This is a genomic window from Nonomuraea sp. NPDC049714, from assembly GCF_044465295.1.
Lineage (GTDB): Bacteria > Actinomycetota > Actinomycetes > Streptosporangiales > Streptosporangiaceae > Nonomuraea.
In genome coordinates, this window is sequence record NZ_JBITLM010000001.1 from 1254852 (window position 1) to 1279453 (window position 24602).

At 72.4% G+C, this 24602-nt stretch carries 26 protein-coding genes; 11 read left to right on the forward strand and 15 right to left on the reverse strand.

Features of this window, described 5'->3' with window-relative positions:
* Positions 1-147 precede the first annotated feature (147 nt).
* Together ACIBQX_RS06015 and ACIBQX_RS06020 are read left to right on the forward strand one after the other, a co-directional pair.
* Positions 148-819, forward strand: coding sequence for a hypothetical protein (locus tag ACIBQX_RS06015; RefSeq protein WP_397001086.1), 672 nt, complete (start codon positions 148-150; stop codon positions 817-819).
* Positions 820-883: 64 nt separating this feature from the next.
* Complete coding sequence (locus ACIBQX_RS06020; protein WP_397001088.1) at positions 884-1612, forward strand: Clp protease N-terminal domain-containing protein; 729 nt, start codon at positions 884-886, stop codon at positions 1610-1612.
* A gap of 7 nt (positions 1613-1619) precedes the next feature.
* Here ACIBQX_RS06020 and ACIBQX_RS06025 read toward each other — a convergent pair whose 3' ends face one another.
* Positions 1620-2528, reverse strand: coding sequence for a lactonase family protein (locus tag ACIBQX_RS06025; RefSeq protein ID WP_397001090.1), 909 nt, complete (start codon positions 2526-2528; stop codon positions 1620-1622).
* A 31-nt stretch (positions 2529-2559) separates the two neighbouring features.
* Here ACIBQX_RS06025 and ACIBQX_RS06030 point away from each other — a divergent pair, with 31 nt between their 5' ends.
* A complete protein-coding gene (locus ACIBQX_RS06030; protein ID WP_397001092.1) occupies positions 2560-3471 on the forward strand; it encodes a GNAT family N-acetyltransferase in 912 nt (303 codons plus the stop codon).
* Here ACIBQX_RS06030 and ACIBQX_RS06035 read toward each other — a convergent pair.
* A complete protein-coding gene (locus ACIBQX_RS06035) occupies positions 3440-5611 on the reverse strand; it encodes an MMPL family transporter (RefSeq protein WP_397001094.1) in 2172 nt (723 codons plus the stop codon). The genes ACIBQX_RS06030 and ACIBQX_RS06035 overlap by 32 nt on opposite strands.
* A 105-nt stretch (positions 5612-5716) precedes the next feature.
* Between ACIBQX_RS06035 and ACIBQX_RS06040 the strand changes: the two genes are divergently transcribed.
* Positions 5717-6310: a TetR/AcrR family transcriptional regulator gene (locus ACIBQX_RS06040; RefSeq protein WP_397001096.1), complete on the forward strand. Its 594-nt coding sequence runs from the start codon at positions 5717-5719 to the stop codon at positions 6308-6310.
* A gap of 11 nt (positions 6311-6321) precedes the next feature.
* Here ACIBQX_RS06040 and ACIBQX_RS06045 read toward each other — a convergent pair whose 3' ends face one another.
* From ACIBQX_RS06045 to ACIBQX_RS06060, 4 genes are all read right to left on the reverse strand, one after another.
* Entirely contained in the window at positions 6322-7401 is a 1080-nt protein-coding gene (locus ACIBQX_RS06045) for an alkaline phosphatase PhoX (protein WP_397001098.1), read from the reverse strand.
* A gap of 84 nt (positions 7402-7485) precedes the next feature.
* On the reverse strand, positions 7486-8115 hold the full coding sequence (locus tag ACIBQX_RS06050; RefSeq protein ID WP_397001100.1) for a class I SAM-dependent methyltransferase: 630 nt from the start codon (positions 8113-8115) through the stop codon (positions 7486-7488).
* Positions 8112-8918, reverse strand: a complete 807-nt coding sequence (locus tag ACIBQX_RS06055) for a TIGR04282 family arsenosugar biosynthesis glycosyltransferase (protein ID WP_397001102.1) — start codon at positions 8916-8918, stop codon at positions 8112-8114. The genes ACIBQX_RS06050 and ACIBQX_RS06055 overlap by 4 nt, the downstream gene beginning before the upstream one ends.
* A gap of 237 nt (positions 8919-9155) precedes the next feature.
* Positions 9156-9623: a Dps family protein gene (locus tag ACIBQX_RS06060; protein WP_397001104.1), complete on the reverse strand. Its 468-nt coding sequence runs from the start codon at positions 9621-9623 to the stop codon at positions 9156-9158.
* 89 nt (positions 9624-9712) lie between these two features.
* On the opposite strand from ACIBQX_RS06060, the gene ACIBQX_RS06065 reads away from it, so the two are divergent.
* From ACIBQX_RS06065 to mmuM, 3 genes are all read left to right on the forward strand, one after another.
* Positions 9713-10342, forward strand: a complete 630-nt coding sequence (locus ACIBQX_RS06065) for a MerR family transcriptional regulator (protein ID WP_397001106.1) — start codon at positions 9713-9715, stop codon at positions 10340-10342.
* The gene (locus tag ACIBQX_RS06070) at positions 10339-12654 is read left to right on the forward strand and encodes a VIT domain-containing protein (protein WP_397001108.1); all 2316 of its coding nucleotides are present in this window, start codon (positions 10339-10341) and stop codon (positions 12652-12654) included. Before ACIBQX_RS06065 ends, ACIBQX_RS06070 begins: the two co-directional genes overlap by 4 nt.
* Positions 12655-12772: 118 nt before the next feature.
* Positions 12773-13639 (forward strand): homocysteine S-methyltransferase, encoded by an 867-nt coding sequence (gene mmuM / locus ACIBQX_RS06075; RefSeq protein WP_397001110.1) that lies wholly within the window; start codon positions 12773-12775, stop codon positions 13637-13639.
* A gap of 74 nt (positions 13640-13713) precedes the next feature.
* On the opposite strand, the gene ACIBQX_RS06080 is transcribed toward mmuM, so the two are convergent.
* The gene (locus ACIBQX_RS06080; RefSeq protein ID WP_397001112.1) at positions 13714-14142 is read right to left on the reverse strand and encodes a DoxX family protein; all 429 of its coding nucleotides are present in this window, start codon (positions 14140-14142) and stop codon (positions 13714-13716) included.
* Positions 14143-14223: 81 nt separating this feature from the next.
* Here ACIBQX_RS06080 and ACIBQX_RS06085 point away from each other — a divergent pair, with 81 nt between their 5' ends.
* The gene (locus ACIBQX_RS06085) at positions 14224-14679 is read left to right on the forward strand and encodes a MarR family winged helix-turn-helix transcriptional regulator (protein WP_397001114.1); all 456 of its coding nucleotides are present in this window, start codon (positions 14224-14226) and stop codon (positions 14677-14679) included.
* Between the two features lie 15 nt (positions 14680-14694).
* Here ACIBQX_RS06085 and ACIBQX_RS06090 read toward each other — a convergent pair whose 3' ends face one another.
* Complete coding sequence (locus tag ACIBQX_RS06090; RefSeq protein ID WP_397001116.1) at positions 14695-15396, reverse strand: lysophospholipid acyltransferase family protein; 702 nt, start codon at positions 15394-15396, stop codon at positions 14695-14697.
* 146 nt (positions 15397-15542) lie between these two features.
* Between ACIBQX_RS06090 and ACIBQX_RS06095 the strand changes: the two genes are divergently transcribed.
* Positions 15543-16301 (forward strand): alpha/beta hydrolase, encoded by a 759-nt coding sequence (locus tag ACIBQX_RS06095; RefSeq protein ID WP_397001118.1) that lies wholly within the window; start codon positions 15543-15545, stop codon positions 16299-16301.
* A 46-nt stretch (positions 16302-16347) separates the two neighbouring features.
* Entirely contained in the window at positions 16348-16833 is a 486-nt protein-coding gene (locus ACIBQX_RS06100; RefSeq protein ID WP_397001120.1) for a hypothetical protein, read from the forward strand.
* An 18-nt stretch (positions 16834-16851) separates the two neighbouring features.
* On the opposite strand, the gene ACIBQX_RS06105 is transcribed toward ACIBQX_RS06100, so the two are convergent.
* The 7 genes from ACIBQX_RS06105 to ACIBQX_RS06135 are packed head-to-tail and all read right to left on the reverse strand — an operon-like array spanning position 16852 to position 22645.
* Complete coding sequence (locus ACIBQX_RS06105; protein WP_397001122.1) at positions 16852-17991, reverse strand: hypothetical protein; 1140 nt, start codon at positions 17989-17991, stop codon at positions 16852-16854.
* A gap of 37 nt (positions 17992-18028) precedes the next feature.
* Entirely contained in the window at positions 18029-18724 is a 696-nt protein-coding gene (locus ACIBQX_RS06110) for an endonuclease/exonuclease/phosphatase family protein (protein ID WP_397001124.1), read from the reverse strand.
* 29 nt (positions 18725-18753) lie between these two features.
* A complete protein-coding gene (locus ACIBQX_RS06115; protein WP_397001126.1) occupies positions 18754-19686 on the reverse strand; it encodes an ROK family glucokinase in 933 nt (310 codons plus the stop codon).
* Between the two features lie 14 nt (positions 19687-19700).
* On the reverse strand, positions 19701-20141 hold the full coding sequence (locus ACIBQX_RS06120) for a hypothetical protein (RefSeq protein ID WP_397001128.1): 441 nt from the start codon (positions 20139-20141) through the stop codon (positions 19701-19703).
* 34 nt (positions 20142-20175) lie between these two features.
* Positions 20176-21390, reverse strand: a complete 1215-nt coding sequence (locus tag ACIBQX_RS06125; protein ID WP_397001130.1) for an ArsA family ATPase — start codon at positions 21388-21390, stop codon at positions 20176-20178.
* Positions 21391-21392: 2 nt separating this feature from the next.
* Entirely contained in the window at positions 21393-21830 is a 438-nt protein-coding gene (locus tag ACIBQX_RS06130; protein ID WP_397001132.1) for an SRPBCC family protein, read from the reverse strand.
* A gap of 47 nt (positions 21831-21877) precedes the next feature.
* Positions 21878-22645: a metallophosphoesterase gene (locus ACIBQX_RS06135; RefSeq protein ID WP_397001134.1), complete on the reverse strand. Its 768-nt coding sequence runs from the start codon at positions 22643-22645 to the stop codon at positions 21878-21880.
* Between the two features lie 141 nt (positions 22646-22786).
* Between ACIBQX_RS06135 and ACIBQX_RS06140 the strand changes: the two genes are divergently transcribed.
* Positions 22787-24565 carry an AMP-dependent synthetase/ligase gene (locus ACIBQX_RS06140; RefSeq protein ID WP_397001136.1) on the forward strand — a complete coding sequence of 593 codons (1779 nt, stop codon included), beginning with the start codon at positions 22787-22789 and terminating at the stop codon, positions 24563-24565.
* Positions 24566-24602: the final 37 nt, after the last annotated feature.

Here is a 24602-nt window from a genome sequence, read left to right on the forward strand (position 1 = left end):
CGAATCTAGGCTCGAGCTGATGAACCCATCGATAACACCTCGCCGGCGTACGGAGCGGCCCCAATGATGACAGGCCCCGATGGGGATCGGCCGAGTCGGAAATTCGAGCTGACCGGGCCGCAGATCGTGGGAAGTGCTCTCGCCGCGGTGACCGTCGCGGTGGCCGCCTCCTACCTCGGAGTGGCGGGCACCGTGATCGGCGCCGCGCTCATGAGCGCCGGCACCACGGTGGGGACCGCCGTCTACACGCATTACCTCAAGCGCACCGGCGCCAAGGTCAAGAAGCACACGGTGAGCGCCTGGCACGGACATCTCGCGGAAAAGGAGCCGTCCACACCGGTGCAGCGCGGAAAACCGTCATGGACCAAGGTGGCCATCGCCGCCGCACTGGTCTTCGCCGTCAGCATGGGCGGCATCCTGGCCTACCAGGCCGTAGCCGGTCAGACCGTCGCCGACCAGATCACCGGCAAGCCCAGGCAGGAGGCCAAACGCGACAAGCCACCGCTCAAGCAGCACAGGCACGTGGAGCCCGCCCTTCAGGTGCCGGCGACGCAGCCGGCCATGACTCCATCCGGGCACGTGTCCCCACGTCCGGCGGCCACCACCCCGACGCCGACGCCGACCGCTCAGCCTGTCTCCACACCGACGAGCACGCCGGCGCTTTCCGGCTCGCCCGCCCCCGCGCCGAGTCAGAGCCCGGCCGAGGGAACCGCCGAAACTTCGCCACCCGACGAGCGGCCACCCTCGCAGCAGCCCGAACCGTCGGATCCACAACCGACGCGCTCGTGCCTCCCCGCGCTCGTCCCGCTCATGTGCTGATCTCAAGAACCGATACCGTCAACCCATGGTTGACGATGGAGGTGCGTCAACTTATGGTTGACGCATGGAACACTCCGTTCGTCTCGATGATCTGATCAACGCGATCAGGAGCCGCCACCCCGACAACGACCCGCTGAGCGAGCTGTCGGACGCCGTCACCCTCGGCGAGCACCTGGGCGAGGTGGCCGACCATCTGATCGGCCACTTCGTCGACCGCGCCCGGCACGCCGGCACCTCCTGGACCGACATCGGCCGCAGCATGGGCGTCACCAAGCAGGCCGCGCAGAAGAGGTTCGTCCCCAAGGAGGGCGGCTCCGGCTCGCTGGCCGACGACCTGCGCACCTTCACCCGCTACACCGACCGGGCCCGGACGGTGATCGTGCGCGCCCAGGACGAGGCGCGCCGCCTCGGACACGATCACATCGGCGTCGGCCATCTGACGCTCGGCCTGCTGCACGAGCCCCACGCGCTGGCGGCCAAGGCCATGGGAGCGGCCGGGGCATCGCTCGACGCGGTGCGCGCGGCCGTGGAGCCCACGCTCGGGCCGGGGGGCGCCACGACGCCCGAGTCCGTCCCGTTCTCCGTCCAGGGCAAGAAGGCGCTGGAGCTCACCCTCCGTGAGGCGTTGCGGCTCGGCCACAACTACGTGGGCACCGAGCACCTGCTGCTCGCCATCCTGTCGGTGGAGGACGAGCCCGCCGTTCGGGCGCTGAACGACCTCGGGGTGACCAAGGCGGCCGCCGAGGAGTACGTCAAGCTCGTACTGGACGCGATCACCGACGGGAAGGCGTAGGGGCCGCCTACCGGAGCAGCACGCAGGCGGGGCTCTCCACCTCGTGCGCCTCACCCGTCGGCTCCGGGACGCCGTCCTTGAGCGCGAACACCGCGACCCCGCCCGAATTCTGGTTGGCGACGTACAGGCGCTCGCCGTCCACGGCGAAGTGCCGGGGCCACGCGCCTCCCGACGGCACCTCCGCCACCGGCGTCAGGTCGTCGGCCCGCAGCACGGAGATCGTGTCGGGGCCGCGGTTGGCCACGTAGACCAGGTCGCCCGCGAGCTCCAGGTGCGAAGGGGCGTTGGCGGCGCCGGTCGCGGAGGCCGGCACACGGACGGTCCGCTCGCCGTCGACCAGCGTGACACTGCCGTCGAGCTCGCCGGCGACGTAGAGGCGGGAGCCGGCGAAGGCGAAGTGGCGCGGGCCGGTGCCGGGCGGCAGCACGATCGGCTCCAGCGCGACGCCGTCGAGCGTGTAGCGGCGGATCTCGTCGGTGCCGAGGTCGGAGACGTACAGCAGGTCGTCCTGGAAGACGCACTGGTGGGCGTGCGGACCCTCCTGGCGGTCCGCGACCGGCCCCGAGCCTTGGTGGCCGAGCACGGTCGGCTCGCCGGTGAACAGCCCGCGCTCGTCGAGCCGGTGCAGCCCGGCGACGCCGTCGCCGTAGTGGGCGACCGCGAGCAGGTCGCCGGACGGGTGGACCGCGACATGGCAGGGGCTGTCGCCCTCGCTGGCGCGCTCGCCCCACGGCGCGAGCGTGCCGCCCTCCGCGCCGTAGGCGGTGATCCAGCCCTGGGAGAGCTCTCCCACCGCGTAGATGACGGGCAGTGCGGGGTGTGCGGCCAGGAACGACGGCGAGGCGACCCGCGTCAGCCCCTCGCCGATCGTCAGGATGCCGGGGCCGTAGCCGCCGATGTGGAGGTGCCTCTTCACAAGGGCCATTCTCTCATGCTTGACTGAGGCAATGAGTTCGTTGACGGAGGCAAGGATCGCGGAGGTCCGGGCGTTCAACCGCTTCTACACGAAGGTGATCGGCCTGCTGCAGGCCGGCATGCACAGCTCGCCCTACTCCCTCACCGAGTGCAGGGTGCTGTTCGAGGTGGCGCACGCCGGCCAGATGGAGACCGGCGAGCTGCGCGGGCTGCTCGACCTGGACGCCGGCTACCTGAGCAGGATCCTGGCACGGTTCGACGGCGACGGGCTGATCGTCAGGGAGCGTTCGGCCACCGACGCCCGCAAGCACGTCGTACGCCTCACCCCGGCGGGCGGCGAGGCCTTCGCCACCCTCGACAGCGGCTCCGACAGGGACGCCGAGCGGCTGCTCGCCGGGCTGCCGGAGGACGGCCAGGAGCGGCTGGTCGCCGGCATGCGGACGATCAGGAGCCTGCTCGACGCTCCCGCCGAGCGGCCGCAGACCCTCATCAGGCCGCCGCGCGCCGGCGACCTGAGCTGGGTCGTCCAGCGGCACGGCGCGCTCTACGCCCAGGAGTACGGCTGGGGCATGGACTTCGAGCGCACCGTCGCGCGGATCGTCGCCGACTTCGACCAGGCGCACGACACGTGCTGGATCGCCGAGGCCGGCGGGGCCCGCGCGGGCTGCGTGTTCTGCGTGCGCCGGGACGACACCACCGCGCAGCTGCGGCTGCTGCTGGTCGAGCCGTCCGCCCGGGGGCTCGGGCTGGGCGGGCGGCTGGTCGAGGAGTGCCTGCGGCACGCCAAGGCGGAGGGCTACAAGCGGATCGTGCTGTGGACCCGCGACAGCCTGGTGAGCGCGAGGCGCATCTACCAGGCGGCCGGGTTCGAGCTGGACTCCCAGGAGAAGGGGATGGAGAACGGCGTCGAGGTCAACGAGCAGATGTGGTCGCGCGACCTCTAGGCCACCAGTTGAGCGGCCCGGCCAGGCGCATCAGGCTCGGCACCAGCACCGTCCTGATCACGGTCGCGTCCACCAGCACCGCGACCGCCATGCCGAGGCCGAGCATCTGCACGAACGACACCGAGGCGGTGAGGTAGGCGGCGAACGTGAGCGCCAGGATCCCGCCCGCGGCGGTGATCAGCGGGGCGCCGTTCTGCAGCCCGGCCGCCACCGCCTCCTCCGTGTCGCCGGTCCGGTCGTACTCCTCCTTGATCCGTGACAGCAGGAACACCTCGTAGTCCATCGACAGCCCGTAGGCGACGCAGAGCATGAGGATCGGGATGCTGGTGTCGAGCGTGCCGGTGGCGGTGAAGCCGAGCAGCACGGACAGGTTGCCCTCCTGGAAGATCCAGACCATCGCGCCGAACATGACGCCGAGGCTGAGCACGTTCAGGACGGTCGCCTTGATCGGCAGGATCACGCTGCGCGTCATGAGCAGCAGCACCAGGAACGTCACGCCGAGCATCAGCCCGAGCAGCAGCGGCAGCCGGTCGACCACCGAGGCGCGGTAGTCGGCCAGCTCGGCCGGGTAGCCGCCGACCAGCGCCGGGAAGGGCGGCTGGACGGCGCGCACCGCGTCGACGAACCGGACGGGGTCGCCGGCCATCGCCTCGGCCGAAGGCACCACCGACAGCCAGGTCCCCGCACCGCCGGCGAACCTGGACACCTCGCCGTCGCCGACCCGCTGCCCGCCCGCGAAGATCCCGGCGGCGGAGTCCACCTGGGCGACCCCGGGCACCCGGGACAGCGCGCCGGCGTAGCCCGTCACGTCCTGGCCGGCGGCGCCCGTGGAGACGATCTGCACGGCGTCGGACTCCTCGGCGGAGAAGGTCTGCCTGATGAGGTCCTGCGTCTGCCGGGGCGCGGCGTCCGGCGGCAGGATCCGGTCGTCGGCGGTGCCCAGGCGCAGGCCCAGGAACGGCGAGGCCAGCATGAGCAGCAGCGCCGTGGCCAGCCCGCCGTACAGCAGCGGCCGCCGCATCACCCGGATCGCCAGCCCGTGCCAGAATCCGGCGCCCCGCGCGCTCGGCTCACGCCGTGGCAGCAGCGCGCCGCCGATCGTGGCGAGCACCGCGGGCAGCACCACGACGGCCGCGATCAGGCCGCCGACGACGACGGCGATGCCCCCGTACGCGAAGGACCGCAGGAAGTCGAACGGCAGCGCGAACAGCACGGCGAGCGAGGCGGTGACGGTGAGCCCGCTGTAGATCACCGTCCGCCCGGCGTGCTGCACGGTCCCGGCGACGGCCGCCGCCCGGTCCCGCCCGGCGCGCACCTCCTCCCGGAACCGCGAGATCATGATCAGGCAGTAGTCGATGCCGAGTCCCAGGCCCATGGCGAGGGTCAGGTTCAGGGCGAAGGTGGAGACGTCCACGAACAGCAGGGGGATACGCAGCAGCGCCAGCGCGACGGCCATGGCGAACACGCCGGCCAGGATCGGCACCAGCGCGGCGACCGCGCGCCGCAGGTAGAGCCAGAGCAGCGCGAAGGCCAGCGGGAAGATCACCAGCTCGGCGCGTACGAAGTCGTCCCTGGCCAGCGGCACGGTCGCCCTGAAGACCTCCTCGCCGCCTCCGGCACGCACCTGGAGCAGGTCGCCGCCCCGGGTGATGTCGGGCACGAGCCGGGGCAGCACCGTCGCCCGCACATGGTCGGCGTCACCGGGGACGCGCACCAGGATCAGCGCGTGCGCACCGTCGCCGCTGCGCATCGTCGCGGGCCGGCCCCGGCTCCAGTAGGACTCGACCTCCGCCACGCCCTCGTGCCGCGCGACCCGCTCGGCCAGCTCCCGCCCGGCGGCGGCGACCTCGGGGTCGTCGACCGTCCCCCGCCTCGCGGTCACCAGGAAGATCATGTCGGGGCTGCCCGTGCCGAACCGCTCGACCAGCTCGGCCTGCGCCCGGTCGGACTCCGATCCGGGCGCCTCGAACCTGGACAGCGACAGCCGCGGCACCGCCCCCGCGGCGAGCACGCCGGCCACGACGGCGAGCGCCAGGGCCACCCCCAGCACCGCCCGCCGCCTCCTCACCAGGAAGAACCCCAGCCTGCGCAGCGGCGGCCCGGCCTCATCGCGCACCGGCCGCCTCTCCGTGATCAACATCACGTCCGCCCTCGATCCCCGGGAAAAACTCGGTAAACTACTCGTGTTTTACTCATTGGACCAAGGAATACAAGTAAATGCTCGTATTTGTCAACGTGGTGCCCCATGGCTGAGCGCACCGTGCGCCGGCAGGCGCGCGGCCTGAAGCGCATGGCGGAGATCCTCGACGCGGCGCAGCTCGTCATCGCCGAGGTCGGCTATCCGGAGATGACCACGAACCAGGTCGCCGCCAGGGCGGGCCTGTCACCCGGCTCCCTCTACCAGTTCTTCCGCAACAAGGAGGAGATCCTCGACGCCCTGGTGTCCCGCTACACCGTCGAGCGGCAGGAGTTCTGGGACGCGACCCTCGCCGCCGTCTCCTCCGAGACGCCGCTGGAGACGCTGGTCAGCGGGCTGGTGGACGAGAGCGTCGCCTTCAAGGGCCGCTCACCCGCCTACTGGTCGCTCCTGTACGGCAGCGCCACCGGCGACCGGCTGGCCGCGGCTTCGCAGGCGCTGCACGACGCCGTCGCCCGCCAGGTCGCCGCGCTGCTCCGGCGCCGCTCCCCCGGCTTGCCCGAGGAGCGCGCCCAGCTGATGGGGACCATGGCCGTGGCGATGGTCAAGGCCGTCATGCCTCTGGTCTCCACGGCGTCCCCCGAGCGCGCCGAGGAGCTCGTGGCCGAGCTCAAGCTCGCCCTCACCCGCTACCTGGCCTAGGCACCTCGCCCTCACCCGCTCGACGCGGCCTCGCCGGGCCAGGCCGTGCGGAACGCCCCCGCCACCTCGAAGGTGTCGCCGCCGGTGCGGCCGCGCCTGGCGGAGAAGTAGAGCCGCCCGCCGCCGGGCGCGAACGCCAGCCCGGTCAGCTCAAGGCCCGCCGGCCCGTCGAGCCTGAGGAACGGCGCGACCGTCCGGTCCGGGGTGACCACGTCGATCCGGCCGCCCCGCCGGGCCACGTAGAGGTCGCCGGACGGCGCGGACGTGAGGGCCACGACCCCGGCCATCGCCCCGGCCACGCCGCCGAAGGCGATCCGGTCGAGCGTGGAGGTCCGCGCGTCGTACGCCCACAGGGCGCCGTCGCCGCGGGTGGTGAAGAAGCAGACGCCGCCCGCGTAGTGGCAGGCGTCGCCGCCGTCGAAGCGGCGCGCGCCGCGCACCTGGTGGCGGGTCCCCTTGAGCAGGGCGGCCGGCGACGGCACCGGCTCCCAGGCGCCGGAGGCGCACAGCACCTCCAGCCTGCCCTCGGTCAGGTCACCCCAGTCCCCCGGCCGGAACCGGTAGAAGCAGCCGTCACGCTCGCCCTCGGTGAGGTAGACCACCTGCCGGTCCGGATCGCCGGCGGCCGCCTGGTGCTTGAAGCGCCCCATGTCCAGCCGGGGCCGGGCCGCGCGGGTGCCGTAGGGGTCGCACTCGAAGACGCGCCCGCGATGGCCGAGCTCACAGGAGAGCCAGGTGTGCCAGGGCGTCGCCCCGCCCGAGCGGTTGAGCTCGGTGCCGGACAGGATGCGGTAGGCGTCGCCGATCGAGCCGTCGGCCCGGAAGCACAGCGCCGAGGCGCCACCGACCAGCGGCAGCCCCGAGTTGGACACGTAGATCCAGCCCGTGCCGTCAGGAAAGCAGGCGCCGCCGTCGGGCGCGGCGTGCCAGGTCAGCCCGGCCACCTTGTGCCCGGACCGGGCCACCACCCTGCCGCGGAAACCGGCGGGAAGCGCCAGGCCGGCGACGGCGCCGGGCTCCCCGATCGGGCCGTACGGGCTCTCGCCGCCCTGCCAGAGCGGGCCCGCGCGCAGAAGAGTCTTGCGGGACATCGTCAGGCCTCCCTCTAGACGCCACGCTAGTCGACCGCACGGACATGAATGGCAGGGGATACCGAGATCGAACACCGTGGAAACTCACCCGCCGTACATCCCCTGTCGCAGCACGGCGAACCAGCGTCCGGCCTCCTGCCACCGATGTGTCAGGGTGAGACCGGTGCGCGCGGCGAGAGCGGGCAGTTCGGACACCGACACCGTCGCCCACGGGAACCAGGCGCCGACGACGCCGCCGTGGCGCAGGCGGACCCGGTCCACCGCGCCGGCCGTTTCCGGCGCCGCCACCTCGGCGATCACCTCCCCGCCCGGCCTGACCAGCTCCCGAACCCGGCCCAGCAGCGCGACCGGATCGCCGCCGATGCCGATGTTCCCGTCGGCCAGCAGCACCGTGGCCCAGCGGCCGCTCCCCGGCACCTGGCCGAACACGTCCCGGCACAGGGCCAGCCCGCCCGCCCGGCGGGTCAGCCGTACCGCGTGCGGGGTGATGTCGATGCCGAGCGCGGCGACGCCGCGCCTGGTGAGCGCGACGGTCAGCCTCCCGGGACCGGAGCCCACGTCGAGGGTGGGCCCGCCGCACCGCGACAGCATCGCCTCGTCCCCGTCGATCGGCTCCAGCCACCGGGTGGCGTCCAGCGGTCCCCGGCGGCCGTCGGCGTACTCGAGCTCGACCTCCGCCCCCTCCAGCGAGTCGGCGTACAACGGCCCGATCATCGCGCCCCCCGCCCCGAGCCGACGGCCGGCCACGACGAGCCGGTCCCCGATGGGACCACCGACGACGAGCCGGTCCCCGGTGGGACCGCCGGCCGCGACGCGCCGGCGTACGGAAGGCCGCTCGCGGCCGACGAGCCGGTTCCCGATCCGGTGTACGGAAGGCCGCTCGCGGCCGACGAGCCGAGGCCGGCCAGGGTGGCGGCGAAGTGGGTGTCCGGGGCCGTGGCGGCGACCTCGCGGGCGGTGGCGGCGTCGTCCACGTCGGTGAGGCGCGGCAGCGACGCCACCCGCAGCCCGGCGTCGCGCAGCCGCCGCAGCTGGGCCTCACCCGTGCACGGCTGGGACATGGGCACGCCCAGCAGCAGCGCCGGATCGGGCACGCGCAGCCCCAGGAGCCAGTAGCCGCCGTCGCTCGCCGGCCCGAGCACCGCGTCGGCCTCGTCCAGCGCCTCACCTGCCCGGCTGAGCAGCACGGGCGTGATCTGCGGGGTGTCCATGCCGATCAGCACGACGGGCGCGGGGTCGGCCGCGTAGGCGTCCTGGAAGGCCCAGGCCAGCCGCTCGTCGAGCCCGCCCCCTCGCTGCTCGATCATCGAGAAGCCGGGAGCCGTCCATCGCGGGTCGTCGACCGCGAGCACCCGGCCGGCGGCGGGTGTGGCCGCCACGGCGGCGAGCGTGTCCTGCAGACAGGCCGCCGCCAGGGCGGCCGCCTCGCCGGGGGTGTGGGGCGGGGTCAGCCGGGTCTTCACCCGGCCGGGCACGGGCCGCTTGGCGAGCACGACGATCTGCGCGCGGTTGGTCATGACCAGCCACGCTAGATCCACGGAAACGGTCCAGCTCTTACGACCTGATTACGCACCCGGCCGAGGCGGCACGCTTGACCACGCACCCGGCCGAGCCGACACACTTGATCACACGCCGGGCCGGGGTGGCACGCTTGATCAGGCACCCGGCCGAGCCGGCACGCTTGACCACGCACCCGGCCGGGGTGGCACGCGGAAGCCCGGGGCCGGTCGGCTCCCGGGCTTGACGGGCGTCGCTCAGCGCTGCGCCTGGAACATCCAGTGCTGCTGCTCGATGTCGCGCGCGACGGCGATCAGGATGTCCTGGGTGACCAGGTCCGGTTCTTCCGTGGCGTCGATGCGCTCGCGCATCCGCCTGCTGATCCCGTCGAGAAGGTCGGTGAGGGTCGCCACCACCTTGCCGTCCTCGATCCAGCCCAGTTCGGGCTGCGGGAGCTTGGTGGACTTGGCGACCGTGGCCGCGCGGCCGTCCGCGTTGGCGCCCAGCGCCGAAAGCCGCTCCGCGACGGTGTCGGCGTGCTTGCGCGCGAGGTCCGTGACCTTGTCGAGTTGCCGGTGGATCGGCCGGAAGTGGGAGCCGATGACGTTCCAGTGGGACTGCTTGGCGACCAGCGAGAGGTCTATGAGATCGATCAGGGCACCCTGGAGTGCCTGGACGGTAGTGGTCTTGTCGTCGCCCGAGAGCGGGCCGGAAATCGTAGCCATGTCCTACCCCTCCCCGCCGATCCGGCCTTCATTCCCGCTGGTCACCGCTATCCTTGACAGTGCAATAGTGACAGTGTCACTGTGGAGATATGAGCGACACCTGGACCATCGGCGAGCTGGCGGAGCACGCGGCCGACGCGCTGCGCGCGCACGGCCAGCCGCTCAACGGCCGGGTCCGCGACGTGCCGGGCGAGCGCCTGATCAGGTGGTACACCACGATCGGGCTCGTCGACCCACCGCTGTCGCGGCGCGGCAGGATCGCCCGGTACGGCAGGCGTCACCTGCTCCAGCTCGTGGCCGTCAAACGGATGCAGGCCGGCGGGATGTCCATCGCCGACATCCAGGCGACCCTGGCCGGTGCGACGGACGCGATGCTGGAGGAGGCCGCCGGATCCGGTGCCCAGCGCCCGGCGCCGGCGGCACCGCCTCCGGACGGCCAGGCAACCAGGTTCTGGACCAGAAGCCCCGCGGACACCGCGTCCGCCCGGCCGGACACCATGCCCGGCACCATGCCCGGCACCACGACCGGCACCACGACCGAGGGCGACGGCGCGGGCGAGGGCGCGGCGGGGGCTCCGGTGCGCGGGGTCCGGCTGGGGGGTGGGGTGTCGCTGCTGTTCGACGGCGCGGGTCGCACCCTGACGAAGGACGACGTACAAGCCGTGCTCGCAGCGGCGGGACCGCTGCTCGCGGTGCTCGAAGAGAGGAAACTGACATGAGGATCACGTCGCTCGAGCCCGCCCGATGCGCACCGCTGCCCGACGCCGGGTTCGGCGCGCTGCGGACCGAGCGCGGCAACCTGCCGCTGGACAGCGTCGACGTGGCCGCCCGCATCGCCGGGCTCGACGCCGGAGTCGAGGTGACGCAGGGGTTCCGCAACCCGTTCGACGTCACCCTGGAGGCCACCTATGTCTTCCCGCTGCCCGACAGGGCGGCGGTGACGGCGTTCACCATGGAGGCGGACGACCGGGTGATCGAGGGCGTCCTGAAGGAGCGCGGCCAGGCCAGGGCCGACTACGACCGGGCGCTGCGTGAGGGCAGGCGGGCGGCGATCGCCGAGGAGGACCGCCCCGACGTGTTCACCATCAGGGTGGGCAACATCCTGCCCGGCGAGCGGGTCACGATCAGGCTGACGATGAGCCAGCCGCTGCCGTACGAGGACGGGGCGGCCACCTTCCGCTTCCCGCTGGTCGTCGCGCCGCGCTACATCCCCGGCAGCCCGATCGACAGCCCGCCCGCCGGTGACGGCACCGCGCCCGACACCGACGCGGTGCCCGACGCCTCCCGGATCACTCCTCCGGTCCTGCTGCCCGGCTTCCCGGACCCGGTCCGGCTCAGCCTCACCGCCACGGTCGACGCGGGCGGGCTGGAGCTGCGGGAGCTCGCCTCCAGCCTGCACGTGGTGGAGGAGGAGGCCGGCACCGTACGGCTGCGCCCCGGCGAGCGGCTGGACCGCGACTTCATCCTGCGGCTGGCGTTCGACGCGTCCACGTCGTTGCGGCTCGACGGTGCCGGGACGTTCGCGCTGACCGTCGTGCCGCCGGAGCTGGAGTCGGCCCGCCGGCCGCGCGACCTGGTGCTGCTGCTGGACCGGTCGGGCAGCATGGGCGGCTGGAAGATGGTCGCCGCGCGCAGGGCGGCGGCCCGCATCGTGGACACGCTCACCCCGCAGGACCGCTTCGCGGTGCTGACCTTCGACTCGGTGGTGGAGTCCGCCTTCGAGGGCCTCGCCGAAGGATCCGACCGCCGGCGCTACCGCGCGGTCGAGCACCTGGCGCGGGTGGACGCGCGGGGCGGCACCGAGCTGCTCGAACCGCTGCGCCAGGCCATCGCCCTGCTGGACGGCCCGCACGACCGAGAGCGGGTCGTGGTGCTGGTCACCGACGGCCAGGTGGGCAACGAGGACCAGATCCTGGAGCAGGTCGGCGGGGCGCTGTCGGCCATGCGGGTGCACGCGGTCGGCATCGACCGGGCGGTGAACGCCGCCTTCCTCGGCCGGCTGGCCGGGCTCGGCGCGGGCCGCTGTGAGCTGGTGGAGTCGGAGGACCGGCTGGACGCCGCCATGGAGCAGATCCACCGGCGGATCGGCGCGCCGCTGGTGACCGACCTGTCGCTGAAAGACCTCGACGTCGAGCCGGGTACGGTCACCCACCTGGGCGGCATCTTCCCCGGCGTGCCGCTGCGGGTGCACGGCCGCTATCGGGGCGGCTCATCGGTGACCGTGCGCGGGCTGGCGGCGGGCGCGCCGTGGGAGCAGCGCGTGCCTGGCGGCGTCGTGGACAATCCGGCCATCCGCGCCGTCTGGGCGCGCGCTCACCTGCGTGAGCTGGAGGACCGGTACGCCATGGGCGAGCACGAGCTGGAGGCGGAGATCGTCCGCGTCTCGCTGGAGTACGGCGTGCTGTGCCGGTTCACCGCGTACGTGGCGGTGGACAGCCGGCAGGTCGCCGAGGGCGGCCCCGAGCACCGCGTCATCCAGCCGGTGGAGCCGCCGAGCGGCTGGGAACAGCCGCCGAGCGCGCCGATGTCCTTCGGCTTCGCCGCGATGGCGGCGCAGTCTCCCCGGGGGCTGAGCACCATGGCCGCGCCCGACCCCGGCTTCTCCGCCGCCCTGGGCGCGGAGCCCGGGCCCGCCGGGATGCCACCGGCCGGGATGCCGCCCGCCGGAAGGCCGGGAGGCCACCCGCGCGCGCCGATGTTCGCCCGGTCCGCACCGCCCGGTCCCGCGCCGCACGGCCTGGACACGGTCAGGGCGCAGCTCGTCGCGGAGCTCGACCGGCTCACGGCCCTGCGCACCCCGGACGTGCTCTACCTGGCCGACCTCGGCTCCCGGCTGGCGGCACTGGCGGCCTACCTCGGCGGCCACACCGAGCTCGCCGCCCTGGCCCGCGAGCTGGAGGCGGCCGAACAGCCGGGCGCCGACCCGGAGGCGCTGCGGCTGCGCGCCGTCGAGGTCCTCACGGCCCTGACGGGAGGCTCACCGACGACCGGCACCGACACCCCTCACCGCCCCTTCTGGAAGCGCGCCTGACCCGGCCGGGCGGCGTCGCTCGCCGCGGGCGTACCGGTGGCCGCGAGCCGGCAGGTCAGGATGAGATCGGCCGGCTCGCGGGGGGCGGGCAGCGGCGCCGGGACCATACTCTGGACGGGTGACCACACTCGTCCTCGACGGTGGCCTGTCCACCCAACTCGAAGCACTCGGCGCCGATCTCGGCGACGAGCTCTGGTCTGCGCGGCTGCTCCTGGAGGATCCGGCGCTCATCAGGAGCGCGCACGCGGCCTACTTCTCCGCCGGGGCGGACGTGGCCACGACCGCGAGCTACCAGGCCTCCCTGCCCGGCTTCGCCCGCAGGGGCCTGGACGCGGCGCGGGCGGAGCGGCTGATGAGGCTGTCGGTGGAGCTGGCGGCGCAGGCCCGCGACGAGGCGGGCGGCGGCCTGGTGGCGGCCTCGATCGGCCCCTACGGCGCCTTCCTGGCCAACGGCGCCGAGTACACCGGCGACTACGACCTCGACGAGGACGGCCTGCTCGCCTGGCACCGGCCGCGCTGGGAGATCCTCGCCTCGTCCGAGGCCGACCTGCTGGCCTGCGAGACCATCCCCTCCTACGACGAGGCGAAGGCGCTGGCCAGGCTGCTGGCCGAGACGCCCGCCGTCAAGGTGTGGGTGAGCTTCTCCTGCCGTGACGCCGCCCACCTCAACGACGGCACCCCGATCACCGAGGCGGCCGCGCTGTTCACCGGCGACTCGCAGGTGGTGGCCGTCGGCGCCAACTGCACGGCGCCGCGCCACATCCCCGGCCTGATCGCCTCGCTCACCGGGAGGCTGCCGGTGGTGGTCTACCCCAACTCGGGGGAGACCTGGGACGCCGGGCGACGGCGGTGGACGGGCACGGCCGACCCGGTGGAGTACGGCCAGGCGGCCAAGGAGTGGCAGGCCGCGGGCGCCTCGCTGATCGGCGGCTGCTGCCGCACCACTCCCGAGCACATCAGGCAGATCCGGGCCCACCTGTCCTGACGCCCGGACTGATCCGACCGCCGCACTGCTCGGACGGCTGGACCGACCGCTGGACGGGGGCCGCGTACAGGGCGTCAGGCGGAGACGGACGCCGGCGTGCGGCGGCGGCCGAGCACGGTGTCGAGCGCCAGCGCGCCGCCGCCGGTGAAGCCGATGGCCAGGCTGGCCGCCGCGAGCGCCAGGACGAACTCGTAGCCGCCCTCGGCCGCCGAGAAACCGGCCGACAGGTGCACGAACAGGATCGCGCCCACCATGTCGAGCGCCAGCAACGTCCCGGCGATGGGCAGCCCGACGCCGAGGATCAGCGCGATGCCGCCGGCCACCTCGAGCGCCGCGACCAGCGGGGCGGCCACACCGGCCAGCGGGATCCCGACCGACTCGAAGAACTTGGTGGTGCCCGCGATGCCCATCGTCGCGAACTTCTGGTAGCCGTGCACCAGGAAGATCACCCCGATGGCCACCCGGGCGAGCAGCAGTGAGACATTACGCGCCTGGTCAATCATCCTGACTCCTCATTGTTTGTTCAGATTTGAACCAGCAGGTTAGCGCGAAGTACAAAAGTGAACAACCAGTACACTTGGGCGGTGACAGAGACCCGGTGGCTCGACGCGACAGAAATGGCGGCCTGGCGCGCCTTTGTGTCCACCACACATCTGCTCGAACGGCGCATTGAGGAGCAGCTCAAATCGGCCGCCGGGCTGACCCATCCACAATACGAGGTCCTGGTCCGGTTGGCAGACGCACCGGGCCGACAGATGCGCATGTCAGAGCTCGCCAGGGTCGTCGTGGCGTCGAAAAGCGCGCTTACCTACCAGATCACCCAGTTGGAGAAGACGGGGCTGGTCGAGCGGACCACCTGCCCGTCCGACGAGCGGGGCGTCCTGGCCGTGATCACCGAGGCCGGGCTGGAGTGCCTGCGCCGGGTGGCCCCCGGTCATGTGGACGTGGTGCGCGCCTTCCTGATCGACCAGCTCACCCGGGAAGAGCTCGAGTCGATGACCACCGCCATGCGCAAGACGGAGCAGGCGCTGCGCCGGTGACCCGGCGTGGTCGGCTCAGCCGCCGGTCGCGCGGGCCGCGCGCTCCATCTCCACCTTGGCGCTGGCGGCGTACTTGTCGACGTACTCCTGCTCCGACAGCTCCATCAGGGCGTACATGATCTCGTCCGTCACCGCGCGCAGCACCAGCCGGTCCTCCTCCATCCCGTAGTAGCGGGAGAAGTCCAGCGGCTTGCCGAACCGGATGCCGGGCCGGATGCCCAGCTTGGGCAGGTGGCTCCCCGGAGGCATCATCTCGAAGGTGTTGATCATCGCCCACGGGACGACCGGCGCGCGCGACTCCAGCGCCAGCCTGGCGACGCCCGTCTTGCCCTTGTACAGGCGCCCGTCGGGCGAGCGGGTGCCCTCCGGATAGATGCCGAGCAGGTGGCCCTCGCGCAGCACGCGCAGGCCGGTGCGCAACGCGGCCTCACTGGCCTTGCCGCCCGAGCGGTCGATCGGCACCGTGCCGACCCCGCTGAAGAACAGCCTGCTGAGGTAGCCTTTGATGCCACGGCCGGTGAAGTAGTCGGACTTACCGAGTGAGATGACCTTGCGGCGCAGATTCAGCGGGCCGAAGAAATGGTCGGCGAAGGACAGATGATTTCCGGCCAGGATGGCCGGCCCCTGCTTGGGCACGTTCTCGACGCCTTCGGCCCATGGGCGGAAGACGATGTGGAGGATCGGCCCCAAGATGGCCTTGACCACCCAGTACAACACCCGGCCACCTCTTCCTCATGCTTTGGTCTCAAGCGTAGTCATCATTCCACCTAGACCCCGATGCTCCTACACCAGCGCTCGCACAATTGCCCCAGATCGTGCGACGATCGGGCAGTTCGGGGATGAAATTGCATGGAGGAGCTGTTATGCCGCTCATGCCAGGCGCTGAGCCGTACCACCACCAAGCAGGCGAGGTCGGTGTGCTGCTGTGCCACGGCTTCACCGGCACCCCGCAGTCGCTCCGGCCGTGGGGCGAGCATCTGGCCGGGCACGGGGTGAGCGTGTCGCTGCCCCGGCAGCCCGGACACGGCACCACCTGGCAGGAGATGAACCACACCCGGTGGGAGGACTGGTACGCCGAGGTCGACAAGGCGTTCAAGGACCTCCAGGGCCGCTGCGCGGAGGTGTTCGTGGCGGGGCTGTCGCTGGGCGGCTGCCTGGCGTTGCGGCTGGCCGAGGTGCACGGCGAGGCGATCAGAGGCGTTATGGTGGTCAATCCCTCGATCACCAACGACGTGCCGCTGCTGCGGCTGGCGCCGGTGCTCAAGTGGTTCATCGCGTCAGTGCCGGGGGTGGCCAACGATGTGAAGAAGCCGGGAGTGTCCGAGCTGGCCTATGCCCGCACTCCGGTGAAGGCGGCCGCGTCGCTGCCCGAGCTGTGGTCGCTGGTCCAGGCCGATCTCCACCGGGTGGTGCAGCCGCTGCTGGTCTTCCACAGCGCCGACGACCACGTGGTGAAACCGAAAAGCGTGGCGATCATTCGCCAGAAGGTGCCTCAGGCCACGATCGAGGAGCTTACCGATAGCTACCATGTTGCGACGCTGGACAACGATGCCGACAGGATCTTTGCCGGGAGCCTCGACTTCATCCGGACACATGCCTCGGTACCCTTGCAGAGGGACTGATCGCACCCAGGGGGAAGTCGCGATCGCTGCGGAGAGGCCGATCTAGGTGACGCCCCAGAGTGACGAGGACGAGGTCTGGCGGCAGATCGTCGCGTCCTTCAACGACACGGCCGAGCGCGACTCGGCTGACCAGCCATGGCCGGACAGCGAGAACGTCCCCGCCGAGCCCCTGCGCCGGGTGGTGAAGCCGCCGGAGGAGTTCGACGACGAGCAGCCGCCCGGCGAGCGGGACGAGGCCGGCCAGGCGACCGACGAGTCCGAGGAGGACGACGAGGAGCAGGACGAGGGGCACTTCGAGCCTCCCGTGCCGCCCCCGCTGCCCAAGCTGGACCTGACGACCAAGCTCGCGTGGGTGGCGCTGTTCGGCGGCCCCGCCTATCTGCTGGTCGCGGCGGTGGCCGACTGGCACATGGACGGCTGGGCGCTGTTCACCGCCGTGGCCGCGTTCATCGGCGGGTTCGTGGCGCTGGTGGTGCGGATGGGCGACGGCCCGCCCGGCAACGACGGCTGGGACGACGGAGCGGTCCTCTAGGACGCGAGGCCCAGGACGCTAGGACTTGGCGGGCTCGGGGACACCGGGCCCGAAGGACTCCACCACGTCGGTGTAGCGCTCCCGGGCGTCCACGGCGTGCCCGACCGCCCACACCGCCTGCTTGCCCGCCAGGTAGGTGACGGCCTGCAGCCTGACGCTGCTCCTGCCTTCCACCTCGCCGCCGCGGATGACCTCGCACGAGCGCTTGTCGCAGCGCAGCATGAACGGCTCCGCCGCGCGCTCCGGGTCGTACCCGGAGATCCAGTAGTGGCCCTTGCCGTCACCCGTGACGCCGTACAGGCGCACGGACCGGATCGGCAGCGCCAGCTGCCGCCAGCGCTTGCCGTTCCAGGCGAGCGCGAGCGGCTCCACCGCGCCGGGGCCGCGGTAGACGCCGCCGACGGCCAGCGCCCGCTTGCCGCTGTCGACCTGGATGTCGCGTAGGTAGCCGCCCGGGATGTGCGGCACCGGCATGGACTTCCAGGTGTCGCCGGTGTGGTGCATGATGAGCGGCGCCGTGCCGGTGTCGCCGACGGCGAACGCGCCGGCCACCGCGTAGAGGGCGCCCTCTTCCTTGGTGACCTGGAAGGTCCACTCACCCTCGTGCCAGCCGACGATCAGGCCGTTGTCGTCTCGGCTGCCGACCGCCACCACGCGCTCGTCGCCGGCGTAGACCCCGCCGAGCCAGTCGCCGCTGCGCAGCCCCTCCGGCCTGACCCGGTCGAAGCCGTTCACGTCGCCGCGGGCGAGGTAGGGCAGGCCGTCGTGGCCGTCTCCGGCCGCCCACACCTGGCCGGCCGAGGCGGAGACGGCACGCAGGTTGCCGGCGCCGGTGGAGTCGCGGATGGCGACCTCGCTCCAGCGCTCGCCGTTCCAGTGGCGGATCGTGCCGCGGTTCTTCCACACGTCCCAGATCTGCTGCTGGCCGACCGCCCACACGTCGCCGGAGGACAGGGCCAGCACGTCGGACAGCGATCCGTCGGCCGTCAGGCGTACGGTGCTCGACTCCTGCCACGCGTCAATGGCGGCGGGGCGGGGGTCGGTGTGGCGGGGGTCGGTGTGGCGGGGGTCGGCGTGCGCGGCGGGTGAAGCCGCAGGCAGGGCCACGGACGTCGCCAGGATCAAGGTGAGCGCACGCCGCAGAGTGCGACGGGTCATGAGCAAATGCTATTGGGTGAGCGGTGTCGATTGCCCGTTACGGGACAACTCGCAACTCGGCGAGGACCGGCAGATGGTCGCTCGCCTCGGTCAGATCGGCGTTCGCGGCGGCCACGCCGCCGCAGGAGGCGACGCGCGTGTCGCGCGTGGCGAACAGCGCGTCGATGCGATGCTGGGGCCGCCTGGCGGGGAAGGTGAGCCCGTCGTCACCGGGCGCGGCGGCGTAGCAGTCGGTGAGCTGGGCGGCGAGGTAGCGCCAGGTGGGCTGGTGCGGGTGCTCGTTGAGGTCGCCGCCCAGCAGCATCCCGGCGTCGAACCTGGAGGCCGCGCGGCGCATCAGCGCCATCGCCTCGGCGGCGTGCCGGAGCCTGGCCGGCTCCCTGAGATCGAGGTGGAGGGAGCCGACAGCGAGCCGGACCCCCTCGACCGCCACGACGGCGACGGCCAGCGCGCGGGTCTCCAGGCCGGCGATGACGCTGAGCAGGTGGCTCTCGGCGTGCAGCACCTCGACGCGGGGGCCGGTGAGCACGGCCACGCCGCCGCGCCTGCGGCCCGCGGCGACCCGCAGGCCGCACCGGGCGGCCAGGTCCCGGCGCCTGGCCCGCCAGTTGAGCAGCCGGGGCGCCTCCTGGACGCACACGACGTCGGCGCGCATGGCGCTGATCACCCGCCGCAGGGCCGGGACGCTGTCCCTCAGGCCGCGCACGTTGTAGGTGGCGGCCCTGACGGTCACGTACGGCCCACCATGGGTCAGCGCGCCGGTCAGCGCCTGCGGGCCAGGTCTGCGGCGCCCACCAGGCCGGCCGAGGCGCCGAGCTCGGCCAGCCGCACGTCGGCGACCGGCCGGTGCCCCTTGCCGGTCAGCCGCTCCTCGAACGCCTCGCGGGCCCGGTCGAAGAACAGGTCGGCGGCGCGGGACACGCCGCCGCCCAGGATGAAGCAGCCGGGGTCGAGCACCGCGGCGAGGTCGGCCATGCCCTGACCGAGCCAGTCGGCGACGGTGGCGAACGCGTCGAGCGAGGCCTTGTCACCCTGCCGGGCCGCCTCGGTGACCTCCTCGCCCTCGATCTTGCCGCCGGCCAGCCCGATGAGGATCTCGGCCCGTTCCGGGTGCGCGCTGGCGGTCTCCCTGGCGTCGGCGACCAGCGCGTTGCCGCTGGCGTACTGCTCCCAGCAGCCGTGGCGGCCGCATCCGCACAGGCGCCCGTCCGGCACCACCTGCATGTGGCCCAGCTCGGCGCCCATCCCCCACCGGCCCCGGTAGAGGCGGCCGTCGAAGACGATGCCGCCGCCGATGCCGGTGCCGACGGTCAGGCAGATGACGTGGGACTGCCCGCGGCCGGCGCCGAACCTGACCTCGGCCCAGGCCATGGCGTTGGCGTCGTTCTCCACCACGACGGGCAGCCCGACCAGCCCGCTGATCTTCTTCTGCAGCGGCTCCTCGCGCCAGGCGAGGTTGGGGGCGAAGCGCACGATCGAGCGGGTCTCGTCGACGAACCCGGCCGCGCCGATGCCGACGGCCTCGATCTGCCGGCCCTGCGACAGCTCGCGCACGACGTCGGCGACCGTGTCGGCGACCACGTCCGGCCGGTCGGCGGCGGTCGGCCTGAGTGTGTGGGCGACGATCGTTCCGTCATCGTCGACCACACCCGCGGCCACCTTGGTGCCGCCGATGTCCACACCGATCGTGAGCATTACCGATGTCCCCTTTATCCCAGATCTATGTGTTCCACATTGTCGCGGCCGTCGTCGTCTCGCGGTGTACGGGGGGCGGCCGGCTTGTTCAGCGAGTCAAGGGCCTGACGGAACGCGGCGAACAGCTCGCCGCCCGCGGCCATGATGTGCCCGGCGACGTCGCCGGCCGCGCCGCCGACACCGGACGCGGCCCCCGCGGCGGCCGCCTCACGCTGGGCGGCGATGGCCCGGCAGAAGGGGCACGCGCGGCAGATGTACTCGTCCTCGGGCTCGGAGACCGCCTCGCCCCACACGTCCTTCTCCGTGCGGGAGCCGCCCCCGCCCGTGAAGGAGTTGAACACGCTCTTGCCGACCTGGCGGGTGGCGCGTCCCTGGATCGCGTCGAAGAGCTTGCGCGCCTCCTCCGCGACGGTCCCGATGGGATCCCTGTCGTTGTTAGCGGTGTTGTCTGTCATGTGCCCTCCCGGCTCGTGCGCTCACCCTCGTGGCTCACGTCGCGGCCGGTCCCGCATCCGGGTGGCCCGTAACGTTAGCTTCGTCGGGTTTCGCCTCCGAGGTGAACCGTACCCGGAGGACGCCGTCGCGGAGCACCGCGCCGCTGATCTTCCGGCGGGCCAGCGACGAGGGCAGCGCCAGGATCCTCCGGTACGGGCCCGTCGTGATGATCAGCTCGTCGCCCTTGCGGGCCAGGTCGACGTCACCCCGCTCGGCGCCGGGCAGGGCGAGGGTCAGCTCGTCGGCGGCCAGCCGCAGCGGCGGCGGCGCCGTGGGGGCGGCGAACGGGTCGGCCTCGCCGTAGAGCACCGCGCCGACCTCGGCCAGCGCGTCCTTCCCCACGGGCTCGGCCGGCAGGTAGGGGACGACGTGGATGGGCAGCGGCGCGAACGACTCCTCCGCCTCGGCCAGCAGCCGGGACTGGGCGGCCACCCACTGAGCACGCCACTCGTCGGCGCCACCGGCGGGGAAGACCCGGTTGGCGATGACGGCGTCGACGCGGTAGCCGTACAGGTTGAGCGAGGTGAGGGTGCGGCGGGCCTCGGCGAGCACCACGGACTCGGGGGTGAGCACCAGGCGCACCGAGGCCCGGTCGCCGGTGAGGAGCTCGCGGACCTCCAGCAGGCCGCGGTGGAGGCGCTCACCCGCGCCCATCACCTCCTCCCCCGGCGTGCTGACGCGGGCCACGCCGCGCACGAACGGGGAGACCAGCCGCATCAGCTTGCGGCCGACGGGCATCAGCCTGGTCATGTGCCACTCGAGCGCCTCGGGCAGGGCGAGCAGCCGCAGCGTCTCGGCGGTGGGGGCGCAGTCGACGACGATGACGTCCCAGCGGCCCTCGCGGGCGTGCTCGCGCAGCTCCAGCAGGGCGATGATCTCCTCGGCGCCGGGCAGGACGGTGATCTCCTCGGAGGTGATCTCGTCCAGGCCCAGCTCGATCAGGAGGTTGCGGGCGTAGTCCTGCAGCTCGCCCCAGTGGCGCTCCATCGTCGCCTGGGTGTCGACCTGGTGCAGGTGAAGACCCGGCGCGACCTCCAGATCATCACGATCCGGCCGCACGTCGAGCGCGTCGGCCAGCGAGTGGGCGGTGTCGGTGGAGACGACCAGCGTCTTGAGCCCGCGCTTGGCGGCGAGGGTGGCGGTGGCCGCCGCGGCGGTAGTCTTGCCGACGCCGCCTTTGCCGGTGAAGAGCAGGACCCGGGGGCTCACCTTCAGCGGCCTTCGACGCGCTTCTTGAGCCCCTTGAGGGCGGTGTCCACGATCACCTTCTCCGCCTTGCGCTTGATCATCCCGATCATGGGGACGGCGAGGTCGACCGCGAGCTCGTACGTCACCTCGATCCCCCTGCCCGTGTCGCCGAGCAGATAACTCCCGTCGAGCCGCGAGACCATCTTGCCGGGCTCGGCCACCCGCCAGCTGACGCTCCGGTCGTCCTGCCAGGTGTAGGCGAGGGTGTAGGTGTCGCTGATCACGCCGGCGTCGAGGACGAACCGGACCGTCTCCGGCCTGCCGTCGGCGCCCGTGGTGAGCACCTCGGTGCTCTTCACCTGCCCGGCCCACTCGGGGTAGGCCGCCAGGTCGGCGATGACCGCCATCACGGCGGCGCGGCCGGCGTCGATGGTGATGCTCGAAGTGGTGCGATCAGCCATGCGACCACCGTAGTGCAGAATCGGTCGATCGCGGTGGACTCCGGTTCTCACCATTCGAGGACGTACGGAACGCCTTTTCCCCGGAAATGACCCACGTTCACGCATTCGGTGCGGCCGATGCGGGTGCGCCGGTGGAGCGGCTGGTGCACATGCCCGAACAGGGCGTAGCGCGGCTGCGTGCGCCTGATCGCCTCCAGGGTCGCCTCGCTGCCCCGCTCGAAGCGCCTGGCGACCACGTCGTAGAGCAGTTCCGGCACCGCGGGCGGGATGTGGCAGCACAGCACGTCCACCTCTCCGACGGCAGCCACCTTGGCGGCGTACTCCTCGTCGCTGATCTCGTACGGCGTGCGGTAGTCGGTCCGCAGGCCGCCGCCGACGAAACCGAAGCGCAGGCCGCCGATCTCCACGCTCTCGCCGTCGAGCACCCGCTGGCCAGGCCGCAGATAGTCGCCCCACAGGCGCGGGATGTCCACGTTGCCGTAGGTGAGGTAGGAGGGCACCGGCATGGCGGCGAACAGGTCGCGGTACTGGGCGCGCACGTTGCGCTCGATGTGCTCGCGCGGGTCGCCGCCGAGGCTCGCCCACAGCGTGGCGGCCATGGCCCTGGCCTCGTCGAACCGCTTGGCGGTGCGCAGGGCGATGAACCTGCCGGCCTGCTCCGCGCCGAACAGGTCGGCGAAGATGCCCTGCGCGTGGTCGGCGTAGTCGATGAACAGGATCAGGTCGCCGAGACAGATCAGGGCGTCGGCGCCGTCGCCCGCCCGGGCCAGCGCGTCGGTCCGGCCGTGCACGTCGCTGACCACGTGGACCCTCATGCGGGGCATCTTACGAGCCGGGACTGCTAGCGTGATGAACGGCCTTCATAACGCCTGGATGACGAGGGCTACCGGCGCGTAACTTAACCCGGTAACGTCCAGGCCGTCATCCGTGGCGTGCACCCGGAGGAGTGTGGATCCGTGCGCGAGTACAGCGTCCCCGTGCTGGTGGATGTTCCCGCCTCAGCCTGTCTGACCGACACCGTCTTCGAGCGGGGTGAGCGGGAGCCCGGCAGGGTCATCATGCGCCGCAAGATCGGTGACGACTGGCCCGTCGTGACCGCCGGCGAGTTCCGCGACCAGGTGGTGGCGCTCGCCCGTGGGCTGGTCGCGGCCGGGATCGAGCACGGCGACCGGGTGGCGCTGGTGTCGCGCACCCGCTACGAGTGGACCCTCATCGACTACGCGATCTGGACGATCGGCGCGGTGACCGTGCCGATCTACGAGACGTCCTCGGTCGACCAGGTCCGGTGGATCCTGTCCGACAGCGAGGTCAAGGCCGCCTTCGTCGAGCTCGACGCGCACGAGGAGACCGTGCGGGAGGCCGCGCCCACGCTGAAGAACGTCTGGCGGGTCGACGCCGCCCTCGACGGCTCCGGCGTCGAGGACGCCGAGGTGGCCGGGCGCAGGGCGCGGGTGACCGCGTCGGACCTGGCGACGGTCGTCTACACCTCCGGCACCACCGGCAGGCCCAAGGGCTGCCTGATCACCCACGACAACCTGCTGTTCACGGCGCGCAACGTGGCGTCGGGGCCGCTGGAGCCGCTGTTCTCCGCCAAGGATCCGGCCGGGCTGCTGTTCCTGCCGCTGGCGCACATCTTCGCGCGCATGATCCAGGTGGTGCTCATCGAGGCGGGCGCGGTCATCGCGCACACCCCGAACATGAAGAACGTCGCCCCCGACCTCCAGGACTTCAAGCCGACCTTCCTGCTGGGCGTGCCCCGGGTCTTCGAGAAGGTCTACAACAGCGCCGAGCAGAAGGCCATCGCGGGCGGCAAGGGCAAGATCTTCGCCCGCGCCGTGGACGTGGCCGTCGCCTGGAGCAAGGCCGAGAGCGCCGGCGGGGCGGGCGTCGGGCTCCGGCTGCGGCACGCCCTGTTCGACAGGCTCGTGTACGGCAAGCTCCGCGCGGCTACAGGCGGCAGGCTGTCGGCGGCGGTGTCCGGCGGATCGGCGCTGGGCGAGCGGCTGGGCCACTTCTTCAAGGGCGTCGGCATCGAGGTCTTCGAGGGCTACGGCCTGACCGAGACCTCCGCCCCCTGCTCGGTCAACATGCCGGGCGCCAACAAGATCGGCACGGTGGGCAAGCCGCTGCCGGGCGTCACCCTGCGCATCGCCGACGACGGCGAGGTGCTGGCCAGGGGGCGCAACGTGTTCGGCGGCTACTGGCACAACGACGAGGCCACGGGCGAGGTGCTCGACGCCGACGGGTGGTTCCACACGGGCGACGTGGGCGAGCTCGACGCCGACGGCTACCTGAGCATCACCGGCCGCAAGAAGGAGATCCTGGTGACGGCCGCGGGCAAGAACGTCGCGCCGGGCCCGCTGGAGGACGCCCTGCGGGCGCATCCGCTGATCTCCCAGGCCATGGTCGTGGGTGACGGGCGGCCGTTCGTGGCGGCCCTGATCACCCTGGACCCGGAGGCGCTGGAGCAGTGGGCGCCCGCCAACGGGCTGTCCTCCGCCGCGCCCGCCGAGCTGCGCGCCGACGCGCGGATCCTGGCGGAGGTGCAGGGCGCGGTCGACCGGGCCAACAGCATGGTGTCCAGGCCGGAGCAGATCAAGAAGTTCACCGTGCTGGCCGCGGACATCACCGAGGAGAGCGGCCACCTGACGCCGACGCTCAAGGTCAAGCGCAACCTCATCGTGAAGGACTTCGCCGCCGACATCGAGGCTCTCTACACCGGGGACCAGCGCTAGAGCAGCGCTACAGCAGCGGCCGTCACAGCTGGGCCCG